This window comes from Acinetobacter sp. UBA5984, from assembly GCF_002429925.1.
GTDB classification, from domain to species: domain Bacteria; phylum Pseudomonadota; class Gammaproteobacteria; order Pseudomonadales; family Moraxellaceae; genus Acinetobacter; species Acinetobacter variabilis.
This window is the reverse complement of record NZ_DJBE01000044.1, coordinates 67,852-84,807: the sequence shown is the minus strand read 5'-3', so window position 1 is coordinate 84,807 and position 16,956 is coordinate 67,852. Positions and strand designations below refer to the sequence as shown.

Sequence of the window (16,956 nt, the reverse complement as noted above, 5' to 3'; positions counted from 1 at the left end):
GTTTGTGCAACAAAGCCCTTAGTATCTACAAAGCTAAGTTGTCAGTGGTGCATTTTTGTGGGATAAGTAAATAAAGGAATAGACAATTTGCAGAATTGAAAATCCAGTCTTTTGCCCTGATAAATCATCTACCACGATCACAAACGATATAGACTTTTGGAGAGCCGCTCAGGTGACTAAACAATATCTGACTCATCGTTGTCTGATTGCGCCACCCCATGCAAGTGACGATTTTTTTGCCCACACGGTCATTTATCTGGCCCGTCATGATGAAGATGGCGCTCAAGGGATCATTATTAACCGCCCTGCTGGCATTCAAATTAAAGAATTGCTAAATGACCTGGATATTGAGGCGGATAATGTCAATCCCCATGAAGTGTTGCAAGGTGGACCTTTGCGACCTGAGGCCGGTTTTGTCCTGCATACCGGTCAGCCGACCTGGCATTCCTCTATTGCTGTGGGTGAAAATGTTTGTATTACCACATCTAAAGATATTCTGGATGCGATTGCGCATAATGAAGGTGTAGGCCGCTATCAGATCGCATTGGGTTATGCGAGCTGGGGCAAACAGCAGCTTGAAGAAGAGATTGCCCGGGGTGACTGGCTGATCTGTGAATCCGATATGGACCTGATTTTTAATTTACCTTATAACGACCGCTGGGATGCTGCCTATAAAAAAATGGGCGTAGACCGAACCTGGTTATCTTCCGAGATTGGACATGCCTGATGTAAACGCGCCAAACACCATTATGGCGTTTGATTTTGGTACACAGAAAATGGGAATGGCAGTCGGCCAATCCCTGATTGAAAGTGCCAATCCCCTCCCTTTATTTCCTATGAAAGACGGGATTCCGAACTGGGACGAATTACTGAAAATTGTAAAAAGTCATCAGCCGGGCCTATTTTTGGTCGGCCTGCCACTAAATATGGATGATAGTGAATCTGAACTGTCGACACGGGCACGTAAATTTGCCCGCCGTTTACGTCATCAGACCAATATTGAAACCTTGATGGTGGATGAACGCCTGACCACTCGTGAAGCACGGGATGAACTGGATCATTATCAGGCACAAGGTCGCGGCAAAAAATTGTCTGCGGACAGTATTGCTGCTGCCCTCTTGATTGAAAGCTGGTATAGGCATCCGGCTGGACTGCAACCCTAAATTTCTTTTAAATATAAGCAATAGCATCTTTCGAGATGCTATTTTTTTTGAATTGAAGAATCTCTTTTTTAGTTCATTGGGGTACTTTTAATCTAAAAACAATAGAGTGCCTTCATCAATCATTTTTTAATTATTCAACAATGAGCAAAGAAACTCCCTCATTCTCACTTTCTCCCTGAGGGAGAAGAAATTTTAAATACTAATGAACTAGTATTTTTTGTTTTATCAAAGATAATTTAATTAAGGAAAAAAATAACGAAAAGTCAGGTTAATTCTAGGCTCCAGAACCCGAGTCGTTTTCCGGATACAATGTTTCCAGTAGTGTTGAGTCTGTCCACGCATCACAATCAACTGTCCACTTTGTAAAAGCAGATCTACTGTTTTATTTTCCGTTTTATGTTTAAAACTCATCTTGCGGGTTGCACCCAGACTGAGGGATGCAATCACATTTTCTTGAGATGCTCCTTGATATAGAGCAGCTTCATCATCACTATGCCAGCCCAGACCTTGCGAACCATCTTCATATAAATTGGCCAGGCAGGAATTAAAGGAATGGCCCACCAATTTTTCAATATGCTGCTTTAACCTAAATAGCCCCGGTGTCCAGATATGAGCTTGTTTGAAACTTCTGGAATAATGATATTGATAGTGTTCATCACCATACCAGACGACTTTTCGCCCAGTAATATAATGCTTGCCAAATAAAGTGACTTCATCCGCTTGCCAGGCCAGATGAGCTAGAAAATGCTGTAAATATTGCTGGCTCTGCTGCTCATTTAAAATCTGCCCATAATCCTCTACCACCCCATCAAAAGGTAATAAATTCGCTTGAGGTTCTGGGGCAAACAGGTCCAAAGTCATTTAAAATTAGTCTAAAATTTACGATATCTTGTTGAAAAGATTGAGACTTATCCAGAGAAATTACAATCCTATTTCACAAATAAATACAACATTTACTCTTGAGAGCACGTCCATTCCTGCCTAGACTAAATTCAACTTTGACAATAAAAATAATTGCTTATGAATTTATGGCAGCTGTTTTTAAAACTTCGTCCCTTTGTCAGCCCTTATCGGCTCTTGGTAATTGCGACCCTCATTCTGACCCTGATTGGTTCCTTTACTGCTCAGGTCAATGCACTGACCTTGCAATATGCAGTTGACAGCATCAATGCACTGCTGGAACAAGGGCAAGGGCTGGATGAAGGCTGGCATATCCTGATCACTATCTCTGCCATTTTACTCAGTAAAGAGGTGGTAAATGCACTGGTCCAGTTTGGGCAGAAGTTTTATGGAGAAAAGCTGCGGATTTTTATTTCCCAAGATCTGGCTCAAGGCATTATTGAAAAGTTTTTAAAATACCGGCTGGCATTTTTTAATCAGGACAATAATCAGGCTGGAAAATTACAGACCCGGATCGACCGCGGAATTGGCTCCCTCACCCGACTGGTTCAGATCTTTTTTATTGATATTTTTCCTCTGTTTACCAGTGCAATTGTCGCGCTAGGGCTGATGTACTATGCCAATTTTTATGTCGGACTGGTCGCCACAGCGATTGTGCCGATCTACTTCTGGCTCACCTATAAACAGGCACAAAAACTCGGTGGATGGCGTCGTAGTCTGAGAGATGGTCGGGAAAAAAAGAGCCAAGGTATTCTCAGCATCATTAATTCAATTACAGTCATCAAATCCTTTAACCGGGAATCGATTGAATCAGACAAGCAGCTGAACTTGCAGCGTGAGCTGACCGATAACCAGATGAAAACCCGGCAGACCAGCTTCCTGTTTGATGGTCTGAAAACCTTTATTGAACAGATCGGTATAGTCCTGATTATTATTCTGACTTCCTATTTTGTACTGGATGGACAGATGAGTATTGGCATGATTATGTACCATGTGCTGCTCTTTAATAATGTTTCTGCCCCGATTCGCTCATTGCACCGGATTTATGATGAAGTGAATGATGCCATGATTTATTCAGAGAGCTTCTTCAATATTCTGGAAGCGGATGCTGAAATTGAGCAAAGCGGACAGCAAAAACCACCTGTCCAAGGTCAATTTGAGCTAAGTGGTGTGAATTTTTATTATCCGAATGGGCATCATGCTTTAAAAGATATCAATATGGAAATCCGCCCCAATACCATTACCGCACTGGTAGGATTATCGGGAGCCGGAAAATCAACCTTGATCAGTCTGCTAGATAAATTTTATGAACCACAGGAAGGCCAGATCAAGCTGGATGGGATTGATTTAAAAGATTATAACACTCAATATCTGCGTGATCATATTGGATTGGTACTACAGAAAAACCATATTTTCCAGGGCACGATTTTTGACAATATCCGTTATGGCAAAACCAATGCCAGTATGGATGAAGTGATTGCTGCTGCTCAAAAAGCCTCAATTCATGAACAGATCTTACAGCTACCGGATGGCTATGATTCCGATGCCTTGCAACTGTCTGGCGGTCAGCAACAGCGGATTGCCATCGCACGGATGTTCCTGAAAAACCCGCCGATTATTTTTCTGGACGAGCCGACGGCGAGTCTGGATGCCATTGCGACAGAACAGATCAAACAAAGTCTGGATCAGATCAAGCAAGGCCGTACCGTGATTATTATTTCGCATAGCCTGTCTCAAATTATTGATGCAGACTATACCTATGTAATGAAAGAAGGTTGTATTGCCGAACACGGTGAACATGACGCGCTTTATCATCAAGACGGCGTATATAAGGAAATTTTTGATGCGATGGCCAAGAGCCTGAATATTGAAAAAATTGCCAAGACTTTTGAAGATGATGGAGAGGAAGAAACGCATAGTTAGCTCTTTCCTCTCCATAAAAAAGAAAAGCGGTCTTTAAAGACCGCTTAAAATCAAGATTCATCATTCAGTGCTAAAACTGCACAATCCATTCACCCCTGATATAGCGATAATCGTAATTCGGGAAGCTTCTCTTTGACTTTCATCAATGATCATGAATTTTCTCTTAAATATATAATTTCACTGAGTAAATGAATGCAGGGTTAGGTTTAGACCAGAAGTATGTGACTGATAGCAAAAGAGCTTCGTTTTTCTTTCTTATCTATTGGTTTGATGAGCACATGAAAAAATCTTTTCACTTTCTGAAAATAATTCCATTTTCATAAATCAACCCGCATTTTGCTAAATTACATACAACTTTTGTATGTTTTTTGACAAATAGTTCACATTTCTTTTAATTAAATTTATAACGCTTATTAGTAATTGTTATTTATGTGATTTTTCTCATAGTAATATTAGGGAACGCCTATCCTGTCTAGCTTTCCCAATATCAAGAGCATATTTTTGAAATAAAAAAAGCCTGCACAATGCAAGCTTTTTATCATTATTTAGGTTTGCTTAACGCTGAAATTTTTGTTCAATTTCTTCAACACTGCTATGACGCACATCCAGGCCCTTGACCATATAAATAACCTGTTCCGAAATATTACGTGCATGATCTCCAATGCGTTCCAGTGAGCGTAGCACCCAAAGCACATTGATCACCCGACTAATATGCCGTGGATCTTCAATCATATAAGTCATTAAGGTACGGGTAGCGGACTGATATTCCCGGTCAATGTCAGCATCTGCCTGCATCACGCGTAGCGCTTGGTCTACATCCAGACGGGCAAAGGCATCCAATGCATCATGAATCATCACCCGAACCTGATTACCAATATGTCGGGTTTCCATATAACCGCGTGGTGAACCACCCTCTTCACACAAAGTCTGGGCAATACGGGCAATTTTCGATGCTTCATCTCCAATCCGTTCCAGATCGGTATTGGCCTTGGACATGGCAAGCACCATACGCAGATCAATGGCAGCGGGATGACGGCGAGCCAAAATCAGGGTGAGCGCCTCATCAATTTCACTTTCCAAGCGGTTCACAGTATTGTCCTGAAACTGCACATCGACCGCCATTGCAGCATCTGTATCCAGCAGCGCATGAATGGCATTGGCTACCTGCTGTTCTACCATGCCACCCATGGTCATGAACTTGGTATTTACATCCTGCAATTCTTCATTGAATTGCGAAGAAATGTGATGACTGAGCACAGGATTATTGGGACTCAAGGAAATCTACTCCTGAACAGGAAAAGGCAAAAATACATCATGAACTGTGATTAAAGCATGACTATCATGAAAGTTTGATGACAACTTGTTAGCCTTCTTTAAGAACGGTCATATTCAATGAGCCAGGCATTCATCTCTGCCAGTTCCTTTTCTGTCAATTGTCCTACTGAAGCCTGTAATTGCAGTACATGCAGCAAATAATCATATTTGGCATTCAGATAATCGGTCTTGGCAGAGAAGGCATTGCGCTGCGCCAGTAATACATCCACCATGGTTTTTAAACCTTCCTGATATTGAGCTCTGGAAGCTTGAGAAACGATATCTGAAGACTGCATCGCTGCTTTACGTGCATTCAGTTTAGCCTCATCCGTTTCTACCTGCAGATAAGACTGTTTGACATCGGTGTTGGCTTTGCGAATGGCGGCATCCAGTTGGGCCTCACTTCTCTGTACATTCACGCCCGCCTGACGAATACTTTTTTGGGTTCGGCCACCGGTAAACAGATTCCAGTTAATCTCGACACCAATCTGGTCAAAATCCCCATTGGTTGATAACACTGTTTCAGGGGTCTGCTTTAAATAGCCATAGGTTCCAACGGCTTCAACCTGAGGATAGAGAGCCGCCTGCTCCACCCGTTTGGCATCTTCAGAATAGCGTTTCTGCAAACGTGCCTGCAAAATTTCCAGATTCTGGTTTTGTGCCAGTTCGGTCCAGGAACCGATATTACTCGGAACAGGTTTCTGGAACTGGAAATCCTCACGCAGAACCGCCAGATTTTCCTGATAAGCTCCAATCAACTTAGCCAACTGTTCCTGAGCTAGAACCAACTGCACCTGTGTAGAAATCCGGTTAGCTTGCGCACTCTGATATTGGGCATTGGCTTCACTGACATCACTTCTCGCCACGAGCCCTTCTCGAAGTTTGGCATTCATCATCCTTAACTGTTCTGATAAAGCCTGCTCTTCTTGCAGATAAGCCGTAGTTAAAGACTGCTGACGTAAAACATTAAAATAGGCTTCTGCCACCTGCAAAATATGCTGCTGCTTTTGCAGACGCAAATTAACTTCGCTGAGTTCTACTGAGGTTTTGACCTGCTTATAACCTTGCCAGGCATCCCAACGAAATAGTGGCTGACGTGCAGTGACTGCAATCTGACGTGTGGTCGTACTCGAACCTTGTAATTCCCCAAATTCAACAGGCAAGCCTTCTATCGATGAATTATCAGCAGACTGGTTTTTACGGGTCACATTTCCAGATAAAGTCACAGTCGGCAATAAATTTCCGCTGGCAATGCCCAGATTGAGCTGATCCGACTGGTATTGCAACAGATTCGCCTGCCAGTTCGGATCATTCTGCTGGGCACGCTGATAAGCTTCGAGCAGATCCAGCGCAAACAGTGTGGGACTGGCCCCCAATAAACAGGCACTGACGATGAGTTTTAATTTCATTTTATAGTTTTCACCCCTACAGCCATTTAAATCATCAGATTAAGGCGCTTTAAACCCAGCAATACTAAAGATTTCTTTTGATTTTTTACGTATGACTTTTATTACTTTTCTCTTATAGATCCACGATTTTATTCAATATTCCTCCTACTTTCCCCATCCTGCATCCTAGCTTAACAAAGCCATTCACAATACTACACATAGAACTTGAATTAGATCTATACAATATAGCTCCCAGTAAGGCAGTTATTTCTGATTTCATCTATATAGAGTCCTGAAGCATAGTGTTAACGCGAATTCATTCGATATTCAAAGTTTGTTTTGTTTTCAGCAGTTTGCTGTTCGTAGGCGGATGCCAGCAATCCTCAGAACCGCAGGTTGAAATGGAACAGGCCGAGGTTAAAACCGTTCAATCTCCCGCGAACGATTTCACCCTCATGTGTGAAAATATTGAAAAAAACATGTCCCAGATTAATGAACAGCGCACCACTTTTGCACTGGAACAGATTAATCAGGATCTTAAAGTGTGTCTGCCGCTGATGGAACTGGCCGAGCAGAAACACCTGATGCAGCGTTCTACTGAAATGTATCAACGCTTCCTGCATGTGGAACGTACCGAATTCCAGCAACGTGCTTTCGAGCAATATGCCTTGGAAATGGCTCAACATCCCACCATTCAGCAAAGCCACTTTGAACAGTTAACTACGCGTGACCAGTATTTATTGAAGCATAAAGGTCAGGCCTATGTAGAACTGCTGGATCAGGGCAATGGCACGCTGCAATATCGTCGTAGCCCGGAATACTTGGCGCGTATCTTTGCACCGTATTTACCGGCTGCCGAAAAGGTATTTATTGAAAATCTGGCTGAGCAGAATATGGAACCGGTCTTGGTCGAAAAACGTTTGCAGCTTGAAGCCGCCAATATTGCCGCTCGCGCTCTGTTCTGGGAAGATTATCTGCAAACCTATCCGAAAAGCAGCTATCAGCGTGATGCCGAATATCTGCTGAAACAATATACTTATTTCCTGTTTAGAGGCAGCGAGCAATCACCAATCTCTGAAGATTATCGTGATCGTTATTCGGTAGAAACCAGCCATCTGGAAACTATTATCGGTCTGGCGCGTGGTCAGAAATCCAAGTTATCGACACAGGCACAATTATTTTTAGAGTTTCTGGACATGAATCCTGAACAGCGTCAGCGTGCCTTAGCTGCGGATTATCGTAACCGTTCCAGCACTGAACAGATTTTATATTATGCCCAAGTCACCCCACCCTCACAGAACTACGGTAAAGACTGTTTTAAGGATGCCATCTGTCTTTAAAACAATCTTTTCTTAAAAATCGATGAGATAGCCAAAAATCAGCATCCCCTTCCAATTTAAAGCTACTTTTTAAATACCAACTAAGCTAAGATTTAGCCTCGCTTGACGGAGCGCGAGTAATAACTCGCTGAGATCACTTAAATCAGCCTTTTCGGCCATTTGATAGTGAGTACCGTTGAACCTGATCAGGTTAATACCTGCGTAGGAATCAAGCCATCTAAAAACGACTACCCTTGTTTTATCTACTCCCTGATAATTCTGTCCACGTTTTTGGTCGTGCTTGATTCGTTGATGTCATTCATAAGGATCATTGCAATGAGCCAGTTAACGAATCTTTCTTCTGAAACTCCCCTTACTCCACACGAACAGGAAGCGCGTGATCTGACCCGCATTCTGCCGGCTTCCCGTAAAGTCTATCTGCAAGGTTCACGTCCTGATATTCAGGTACCCATGCGGGAAATTTCTCTTAGCGAAACCCCGACTGGCCTAGGTGGTGAATATAATGCACCGCTGATGGTCTATGACACTTCAGGGGTTTATACCGATCCAAACGTTGAAATTGATCTGAATAAAGGCCTGCCAAATCTACGTGAAGGCTGGATTGAACAGCGTAATGACACAGAAATGCTGGACGATTTAAGCTCTGAGTTCGGTCGCCAACGCTTACGTGATATCCGTACTGCCAACATCCGCTTTGCCCATATTCAGAAACCACGCCGGGCTAAACATGGCCAGAATGTGACCCAGATGCATTATGCCAAACAGGGCATTATTACGCCGGAAATGGAATATATCGCGATCCGGGAAAACCTGCGTCAGCTGGAAGGTACCGATATGCGCCAGCATCCGGGACAGAATTTTGGTGCCAAAAATTTACAGGAAATCACGCCTGAATTTGTCCGTCAGGAAGTAGCTGCAGGCCGTGCCATTATTCCTGCCAATATCAATCACCCTGAACTGGAACCAATGATTATTGGTCGCAATTTCCTGGTAAAAATTAATGCCAATATCGGAAACTCTGCGCTGGGTTCAAGTATTGAAGAAGAAGTGTCAAAAATGACCTGGGCCACCCGCTGGGGTGCCGACACCATTATGGATCTGTCGACTGGTCAAAACATCCATGAAACCCGTGAATGGATTATCCGTAACTCACCAGTGCCAATTGGTACAGTCCCAATTTATCAGGCTCTAGAAAAAGTCAACGGTGTAGCTGAAGACCTGACTTGGGAAATATTTAAAGATACCTTGATTGAACAGGCTGAACAGGGCGTGGATTACTTCACGATTCATGCCGGTGTGTTATTGCGTTATGTACCGCTGACCGCAAATCGTCTGACTGGTATTGTGTCACGTGGTGGTTCGATCATGGCACAGTGGTGTCTGGCACATCATCAGGAAAACTTCCTTTATACCCATTTCGATGAAATCTGCGAAATCATGAAAGCCTATGATGTGTCTTTCAGCCTCGGGGATGGCTTACGTCCGGGCTGTATTCAGGATGCCAATGACGAAGCACAATTTGCTGAACTGCGCACTTTGGGTGAACTAACGCATCGTGCCTGGGAACATGATGTTCAGGTGATGATCGAAGGTCCGGGGCATGTACCGATGCATATGATCAAGGAAAATATGGATCTGCAGCTGGAAGTCTGTAAGGAAGCACCTTTCTATACACTTGGGCCATTAACCACAGATATCGCACCGGGTTATGACCACATTACTTCGGCGATTGGTGCCGCGATGATTGGCTGGTACGGTACGGCAATGCTTTGCTACGTGACACCGAAAGAACATTTAGGCTTGCCGAACAAGAAAGATGTGAAAGACGGCATCATTACCTACAAGATTGCTGCACATGCTGCCGACTTGGCCAAAGGTCATCCAGGTGCTCAAGCCCGTGACAATGCCCTGTCTAAAGCCCGTTTTGAGTTCCGCTGGGAAGACCAGTTTAACCTGAGCCTGGATCCGGACACAGCACGCAGCATGCATGATGAAACCATGCCAAAAGCGGCGCATAAATCAGCTCACTTCTGCTCGATGTGCGGACCGAAGTTCTGTTCAATGAAAATCACCCAGAATGTGCGGGATTATGCCAGCCAGTTATCTGCTGATGAGACCCCGGCTGTAACGCAGGCAGAGATTGAAGCCGGACTTAACCAGATGAAAAACGATTTCCATAGCTCTGGTCAAAAATTGTACCACAAGGTGTAAAACTGTAAAAAAAACAGTTGTTTTCATAAAAATCTCAGATAGGATGAAAAAAATAAGTTATTTCATCCTTTTCTGAGTTATGAATATTATTAAACAAGCCTCTTATAATAAAAAAGATTTTAGGATAGAGGCCCGTGAGTTTTTATATCGGGGATTTATTCAGGTGGAAAAAGTCACGTTACGTCACCGTGTCTTCCATCAGGAATCTTATACACCTGCATTGCAGCGTGAGCTCATCCATCGTCCTGAAGCCGCTGGGGTACTGCTGTATAACGATCAGCAGCAAAAATTCGGCTTGATTGAACAGTTCCGTATTGGGGGACTGGATGATCAGGATACGCCATGGCAACTAGAAGTCATTGCCGGTGTACTGGATGGCAATGAAACGCCTGAGACCTGTATTCGCCGCGAAGTTTTCGAAGAGTCAGGTTGTACCATTGATTCCTTGCAGCATCTTTTCAGTTTCTATCCTTCTGCCGGTGCCTGCTCGGAACTGTTTCATCTTTATGTCGCCCAGACTGAACTGCCTGAAGAAGGCGGTGTTTTTGGCATGCCGGATGAAGGGGAAAATATCCAGCTGCACATTCTGGATTATGCCGATATTCCGACCCTGCTGAGTAATGGTCGCCTTAGAAATGCACCTGTGATTATGGCACTGCAATGGCTACAGCAGCATCAGCAGGCTGTCCCGTCAGGTTTAAGGGAGCAGACATGACATCGGAACAATTCAATCCTGCATCACCACAAGAATGGACCATTATCCAGATTTCTGACACCCACTTGATGGATCAGCCCAATCTGGAATTCGCGAATATGAATCCCGAGCAGAGCTTCCATGAAGTCATGCAGCATATTCAACACAATTTTCCAGAAATGGATGCACTCGTACATACTGGTGATCTGGCACAGGTGCCGTTCGCACAAACCTATACGCGTTATTTAGAATATATCCAGTCTTGCCAGGTGCCCTATTACCAGATTCCGGGCAATCATGATGACATCAAGGTCTTTCCTTTTTATCAGGATCGAGATCAGGCTCATGCGATTCATTTTGGCAACTGGACCCTGATTTTACTGAATAGTGCAGTCCAGGATCGGATAGATGGTTGGGTAGAACAGGCTCAACTGGAACAGCTGGATCAATTATTGCTTGAATACCGAAATCAGTATGTGGTTGTGGCTTGCCATCATCATCCTTTTGCGATGAAGTCGCACTGGATTGATCAGCACCGGCTAAAGAATGCTGAAGATCTAAAAGATGTACTGGCCCGGCACCAGAATGTGAAGTTGGTTCTATTTGGTCATGTACATCAGGATTCCTGCAATAAATGGCACGGTATCCAGTTTTTATCAACGCCATCGACCAGTGTACAGTTCAAACCCAAGAGTGATGAATTCGCGCTAGACCAGGCGACACCTGGCTATCGTGTATTACATTTGAAACAAAATGGGGAGTTCGATACACATATCGAACGTGTGGCCTTAAGCCAGCAAAATATTAATACCGAAATTTCAGGTTATTAACTTTGCATTTTATTTTTTTTGAATTACTTTATTGCAACCAAAGGAAATGTGATATCTATAATCCAGACATCAAAGACTATCAAAAAGCATAAAAAGTCTATATGATGACGACCCCCGTAGGAGGATAATCTTTCTACAGGGTGGATAAAAATTGCATATCACCATATTTTTTGCGTATTACATACGCATATGATGAGGAATGCCCTAAATGGCGAATGACAACCAAAATCAAGTCTTAGACGAACAAACTGATGTTGTAGAGGAAAAACCTACAAAACGTGTGCGCAAATCTAAGCCGAAAACGACTGAGGGTGGTTCTACTGCTAGCTTATTTGGTATTGAACCTTATCAACCTAAAAAAAATGAAGAATACATGTCTGAAGGGCAGCTTGAACACTTCCGCCAAATTTTGATGGCATGGAAAGCTGAACTGATGTCAGAAGTTGATCGTACTTTAAATACGATGCAAGACGAAAACACTGCGCTCCCTGATGTAAACGACCGTGCGACTCAGGAAGAAGAATTTGCCATCGAACTTCGTACTCGTGACCGTGAACGTAAACTGATCCGCAAAATCGAGCAATCTATCGAAGCAATTAAAAATGATGACTACGGTTTCTGTGAAACTTGTGGTATCGAGATTGGTCTGCGCCGTCTGGAAGCACGTCCAACTGCAACTTTATGTATCGACTGCAAGACTTTGGCAGAGATCAAAGAGAAGCAAAATAACGGTTAAGCATGTCTTTAAGTAATCCCTCCCTGACCCTCCCTTTATCAAAGGGAGGGAAAGCTGAAGAGAATTACGTGGGCCGGTTCGCGCCATCGCCAACCGGCCCTTTGCATTTTGGTTCCCTCATTACCGCAGTCGCTAGTTACTGCGATGCCAAAGCCCATCAGGGGCGCTGGCTAGTCCGTATTGAAGATACAGACATCCCGCGAATTTATCCCGGCAGCGAAGAACATATTCTACATGCAATGGATGCTTTTGAATTCGAGCCATATGGCGAAATCATCTACCAGAAAGAGCGTCTGGATATTTACGAAAATGTCATTCAGCAACTGCGCCAGCAGGGTCTGGTTTATGCCTGTCAATGTACCCGCAAAATGCTGGGCTCCAATCATATTTACCAAGACACCTGTCGTGACTTAGGTTTGCCTTTTGAACATCAAGCAATTCGGGTCAAGGTTGAAGATGTTGAAATCTGTTTTGAAGATCGCCTGCAAGGTCAACACTGTTCAAAGCTGAAAAAAGACTTGGGTGACTTTGTACTGAAACGTCGTGATGGCATCATCAATTATCAGTTGGCAGTCGTAGTCGATGACTATCTGCAAGGCATGACCCATGTAGTTCGCGGTGCAGATCTTTTAGATAATACCGAACGTCAGATTTATCTGGGTCAATTGTTAGATTATCCGCGTTTAAGCTATATGCATTTACCACTGGCAATGAATGATCAGGGCCAGAAACTGTCCAAACAAAACTTGGCGCAAGCACTGGATCTTGATCAGGCTCCCCTGCTCTTGCAACAAGCACTTCAAGCCCTATGTCAGGTGCCCGTAGAACTGGATCGCCCTGCTCGTATGCTCAAACAAGCCGTCGCACAATGGGACATCTCCCGAATCCCGCATACAACTGAGCTACAAGGTCACTATTTATAAAAGAGAGTTTTCACTTAAGCTAAAAGCAATAACAAAGGCGAGTGAGAACCATAACAATGTTTTTTATTTTTGGTATAGGACCGAAAACCAAGGTCATTGAAAAAAGCCAGTTTCTTTGTCCAGTTTGCAGAACTCGTTCTGGGTATGAACTAAAACAGCAGCGTAATTATTTTTCTTTATTTTTTATTCCGCTAGTTCCACTTTCCAAGGCAAAAAGTACTTTTGTGCGTTGCCTGAATTGTGGAACTGTCATGCCGAGCACAGTACTTGACCATGCTCAGCCTGATCCACAGCGCTCGTCTAATCTAGAAGCTTGATTCTTCCCGGCTTGGATTGACCTGTTGAGTGGTTGAGTCAATTTTCAGAATCAAACTGATCATCACCGCACAGACAATTAGTGATGAACCGCCATAACTAATAAATGGCAGGGTCAAACCTTTGGTTGGCAATAGGCCCATATTCATACCAGCGTTTACCAGAATCTGTAACAGGAAAATGATACTGATCCCATAAGCCAGATAACCTGCGCGCAAGTATTGATGCTGCAAGGCACGATGTCCAATCCGGATACAGCAGACCATCACGGTAAAGGACAGAATCAGAATGATAGAAATACCCAAGAAACCAAATTCTTCCCCTAAGATCGCCAACATAAAGTCAGTATGAGCTTCAGGAAGATATGACATTTTCTGGATACTGTGGCCTAGCCCTACTCCCGTCCATTCACCACGACCAAACGCCATCAAGGCATTGGAAAGCTGATAACCTGTACCAAGCGGATCTTCCCAAGGATTCGAGAAAGACATTAAACGTTGTAAACGATAAGGTTCCAGAGCAATCGCAGCAGCAAATGCACCCAATAAAGTAATAAAAGCGACACCGAACTGAATCCAGGGAGCACCTGCCAGAAAGAATACACCGAGCATGGTCAGGGTAATTACCACCGTTGCACCCAAGTCAGGCTCAAGAATAATCAGACCAACGGTTGCACCCATGATGGCGCTTAAACGTACCAAGCCCTTGATATTATTACGAACCTCTTCAGCACGGCGCACGACGTAGTCAGCGGTAAAAATCGCCATCATGACCTTGGCGACTTCCGAAGCCTGCAAGGTAAAACCGGCTACCCGAATCCAGCGCTTGGAGCCGTTTACCTCAGTCCCGACAAAGAGTACGGCGACCAGCAAAACAATAGTAATAATCCATAAAAAGAAGGTGTTATTGAACCAGACTTTTAATGGAACTTTATAAGCTAGAAAGGCTGCACCCGCCGCAACCAGAATCGAGATTGCATGTCGGGTTACATAGTGGAAAGCATTTTCATGCATCCGTTCCGCATAAGGCATCGAAGCCGATGCCACCATGATCGAACCGATGCACAGCAAAGCCAGTACACAAAAAATCAGCACATTACGCGGATTAACTTCAGCGGGCAGCTTAGGTACCCACTGCTGATAAAATTGATTAATTTTATTGATCGCAGTCTGAGCAAACTCAGCCATATCACGAATCCTTGTTATTCTTAATTGAGTTCATTCACATAGGCCACAAACTTGCGACCACGTTCCGGATAACCGGAGAACATGTCAAAACTTGCACATGCAGGAGACAATAACACGACATCATGTGCCTGAGTGCGCTTCTGGCAAATTTCTACTGCTTCCTGCAGGCTTTCCGCATGAATCAATTCAGTCGTACCCGCAATCGCTTCTTCAATAATTGGGCGGTCCACACCAATCAATACGGCTACTTTCGCATACTTAGATAATGAGTCACGTAAAGCAGTAAAGTCCTGGCCTTTACCTTGACCGCCAAGAATAATAGCAACCTTGCCACCTTGAGCTTCGATCGCCATGCCTAGACCATCAAGTGCTGCCAGTGTTGCACCAATGTTGGTTCCTTTGGAGTCATTATAATAACGTACCCCATTGACTTCTTTAACGAATTCACAGCGGTGTTCCAGACCTTTAAAGGTTTTTAAAGTGTCCAGCATAATGTCCATTGGTAGGCCAATCGCTTCACCTAAAGCTAAGCAAGCCAAGGCATTTGCCACATTATGGGTACCTTGAATATACATGTCAGAACTTTTGAGCAGACGTTCACGACCACGTGCCAGCCAGATTGTGCCGTCTGTATCTTTGAGAATACCGTACTGGTTGATGTCCGGTGCATTCAAACCAAAGCTCTGCATCGGTATTGCATCTGGAACCAGTGGACGGGTCAGTGAATCATCACGGTTAAACACCACTTTTTTTACACCTTGGAAAATACGGTGTTTGGCGGTGTGATAACCCATCATGTCGCCATGACGATCCAGATGGTCTTCACTCATATTTAGAACAACAGCCACTTCAGCCTGCAAGTTTGATGTGGTTTCTAACTGGAAGCTCGACAATTCCAAAATATACAGTTCAGGATCATCTTTGGTCAGATCCAGTGCTGGACGACCAAGATTCCCCCCAACTGCCACTTTTTTACCCGCATTCGCTGCCATAAGACCGATTAAAGTCGTTACGGTACTTTTGGCATTTGAACCGGTAATGGCCACAATCGGCTTATCCGTCGCACGACGTAAAATCTGGATTTCACTTACCACAGGAATACCTTGTGCCAGTGCTGCTTGAATCTCAGGCAGTTTTGGATCGAGTCCCGGACTGATGATAATTTCTTCGGCAGAGAGCAACAGATTCTGGTCAAACTTGCCAAAACTGGTCTGTACTTCCGCAGGAATCTGGTCATGTCCCGGTGGGGTAGCTCTTGAGTCCGTTACTGCAACGCGGTAGCCCTGGTCATGTAAGAAGTTGACCGCTGCAACACCTGAAATTCCGAGTCCTGCAACGACTTTTAATCCACCACGTTGTATTAACATTTTCGCCCCATTTTCTGGTCTATTTTAAAACTGACGAAATGGTAGCACTTTGCTGTTTTGAATGCTTTTTCTGTTTTGACTTTCTCTGGCATTTTTTGTGTCAGGGCGTAAAAAAATATCGTTCAATCTTCATCTTTAATCGGTTTAATAATTAATAAATTTTTATTGGCGTCATTATGGGAATAAAAGTTAAGACCATGCTATCCATAACTTGAAAGGAAAATCAGATAACGTTTCCATTCATATATAGAAAAATAGTGGATTCTTCTCACCCAGATAAATCAATAAGTTTCTAAAAAATAAAAAAATGAGGGAGCTTATTTCTAAACTCCCCCTACTCATTTGCATGCTCAGTTTTTATTCTCAAACAGAATGAAAATTTACTTCCATTTCACTGCCTGAGCTTTAGGCTTAGCATCCGAACTTTGTTCCGATGCCGGGCAGGCACAGTTACCACCACAGCCACTGGCCATAGCCGGTTTTAACCATTTCGCCAGCGTATGCCAGTCCTTGGCTGCACAGGCATCAGACAACTTCTGGAAGACTGAGCGTGAAGTATTCGGAAATACCTTTTTAAATACCACTAGCGCACTCCAGACAACCAGTACCGCTACAATCAGAATTTCAATCATCTCAATCTCCCATTCACATGATCATTCAGATCT

General features: G+C 43.7%; 16 protein-coding genes and 1 riboswitch. Of the genes, 10 read left to right on the top strand and 6 right to left on the bottom strand.

Going from position 1 to position 16,956, the window contains the following annotated elements; all coding sequences use genetic code 11:
* Positions 1-172: 172 nt before the first annotated feature.
* Complete coding sequence (locus tag B3J29_RS06955) at positions 173-727, top strand: YqgE/AlgH family protein (protein ID WP_175966297.1); 555 nt, start codon at positions 173-175, stop codon at positions 725-727.
* Positions 720-1,163: a Holliday junction resolvase RuvX gene (gene ruvX, locus B3J29_RS06950; protein WP_034705889.1), complete on the top strand. Its 444-nt coding sequence runs from the start codon at positions 720-722 to the stop codon at positions 1,161-1,163. Before B3J29_RS06955 ends, ruvX begins: the two co-directional genes overlap by 8 nt.
* 240 nt (positions 1,164-1,403) lie before the next feature.
* On the opposite strand, the gene B3J29_RS06945 is transcribed toward ruvX, so the two are convergent.
* Positions 1,404-2,024 (bottom strand): alpha-ketoglutarate-dependent dioxygenase AlkB family protein, encoded by a 621-nt coding sequence (locus B3J29_RS06945; protein WP_175966298.1) that lies wholly within the window; start codon positions 2,022-2,024, stop codon positions 1,404-1,406.
* 159 nt (positions 2,025-2,183) lie between these two features.
* Between B3J29_RS06945 and B3J29_RS06940 the strand changes: the two genes are divergently transcribed.
* Complete coding sequence (locus B3J29_RS06940) at positions 2,184-3,986, top strand: ABC transporter ATP-binding protein (protein WP_175966299.1); 1,803 nt, start codon at positions 2,184-2,186, stop codon at positions 3,984-3,986.
* A 555-nt stretch (positions 3,987-4,541) separates the two neighbouring features.
* On the opposite strand, the gene phoU is transcribed toward B3J29_RS06940, so the two are convergent.
* Positions 4,542-5,261 (bottom strand): phosphate signaling complex protein PhoU, encoded by a 720-nt coding sequence (phoU, locus tag B3J29_RS06935; RefSeq protein WP_004787240.1) that lies wholly within the window; start codon positions 5,259-5,261, stop codon positions 4,542-4,544.
* 98 nt (positions 5,262-5,359) lie between these two features.
* Entirely contained in the window at positions 5,360-6,709 is a 1,350-nt protein-coding gene (locus tag B3J29_RS06930) for a TolC family outer membrane protein (protein WP_175966300.1), read from the bottom strand.
* Between the two features lie 281 nt (positions 6,710-6,990).
* Between B3J29_RS06930 and B3J29_RS06925 the strand changes: the two genes are divergently transcribed.
* From B3J29_RS06925 to B3J29_RS06895, 7 genes are all read left to right on the top strand, one after another.
* Entirely contained in the window at positions 6,991-8,028 is a 1,038-nt protein-coding gene (locus tag B3J29_RS06925; protein WP_051069696.1) for a hypothetical protein, read from the top strand.
* A gap of 96 nt (positions 8,029-8,124) precedes the next feature.
* A riboswitch (TPP riboswitch) is annotated at positions 8,125-8,253 on the top strand.
* A gap of 90 nt (positions 8,254-8,343) precedes the next feature.
* A complete protein-coding gene (thiC, locus tag B3J29_RS06920; RefSeq protein ID WP_005233496.1) occupies positions 8,344-10,239 on the top strand; it encodes a phosphomethylpyrimidine synthase ThiC in 1,896 nt (631 codons plus the stop codon).
* Between the two features lie 79 nt (positions 10,240-10,318).
* Entirely contained in the window at positions 10,319-10,954 is a 636-nt protein-coding gene (locus B3J29_RS06915; protein WP_005233495.1) for an NUDIX domain-containing protein, read from the top strand.
* Positions 10,951-11,763 (top strand): metallophosphoesterase, encoded by an 813-nt coding sequence (locus B3J29_RS06910; protein WP_175966301.1) that lies wholly within the window; start codon positions 10,951-10,953, stop codon positions 11,761-11,763. Before B3J29_RS06915 ends, B3J29_RS06910 begins: the two co-directional genes overlap by 4 nt.
* Before the next feature lie 208 nt (positions 11,764-11,971).
* Positions 11,972-12,499, top strand: a complete 528-nt coding sequence (dksA, locus tag B3J29_RS06905; RefSeq protein WP_004787252.1) for an RNA polymerase-binding protein DksA — start codon at positions 11,972-11,974, stop codon at positions 12,497-12,499.
* Between the two features lie 2 nt (positions 12,500-12,501).
* Complete coding sequence (gene gluQRS, locus B3J29_RS06900; RefSeq protein ID WP_228301740.1) at positions 12,502-13,422, top strand: tRNA glutamyl-Q(34) synthetase GluQRS; 921 nt, start codon at positions 12,502-12,504, stop codon at positions 13,420-13,422.
* Between the two features lie 56 nt (positions 13,423-13,478).
* Positions 13,479-13,739, top strand: a complete 261-nt coding sequence (locus B3J29_RS06895) for a zinc ribbon domain-containing protein (protein WP_175966302.1) — start codon at positions 13,479-13,481, stop codon at positions 13,737-13,739.
* Here B3J29_RS06895 and ftsW read toward each other — a convergent pair.
* The 3 genes from ftsW to B3J29_RS06880 form a co-directional block, all read right to left on the bottom strand.
* Complete coding sequence (ftsW, locus tag B3J29_RS06890; protein WP_175966303.1) at positions 13,728-14,924, bottom strand: putative lipid II flippase FtsW; 1,197 nt, start codon at positions 14,922-14,924, stop codon at positions 13,728-13,730. The two genes, B3J29_RS06895 and ftsW, sit on opposite strands and share 12 nt — an antisense overlap.
* Before the next feature lie 20 nt (positions 14,925-14,944).
* Positions 14,945-16,291 carry a UDP-N-acetylmuramoyl-L-alanine--D-glutamate ligase gene (gene murD, locus B3J29_RS06885; protein ID WP_175966304.1) on the bottom strand — a complete coding sequence of 449 codons (1,347 nt, stop codon included), beginning with the start codon at positions 16,289-16,291 and terminating at the stop codon, positions 14,945-14,947.
* A 380-nt stretch (positions 16,292-16,671) separates the two neighbouring features.
* Entirely contained in the window at positions 16,672-16,923 is a 252-nt protein-coding gene (locus B3J29_RS06880) for a DUF6587 family protein (protein WP_175966305.1), read from the bottom strand.
* Positions 16,924-16,956: the final 33 nt, after the last annotated feature.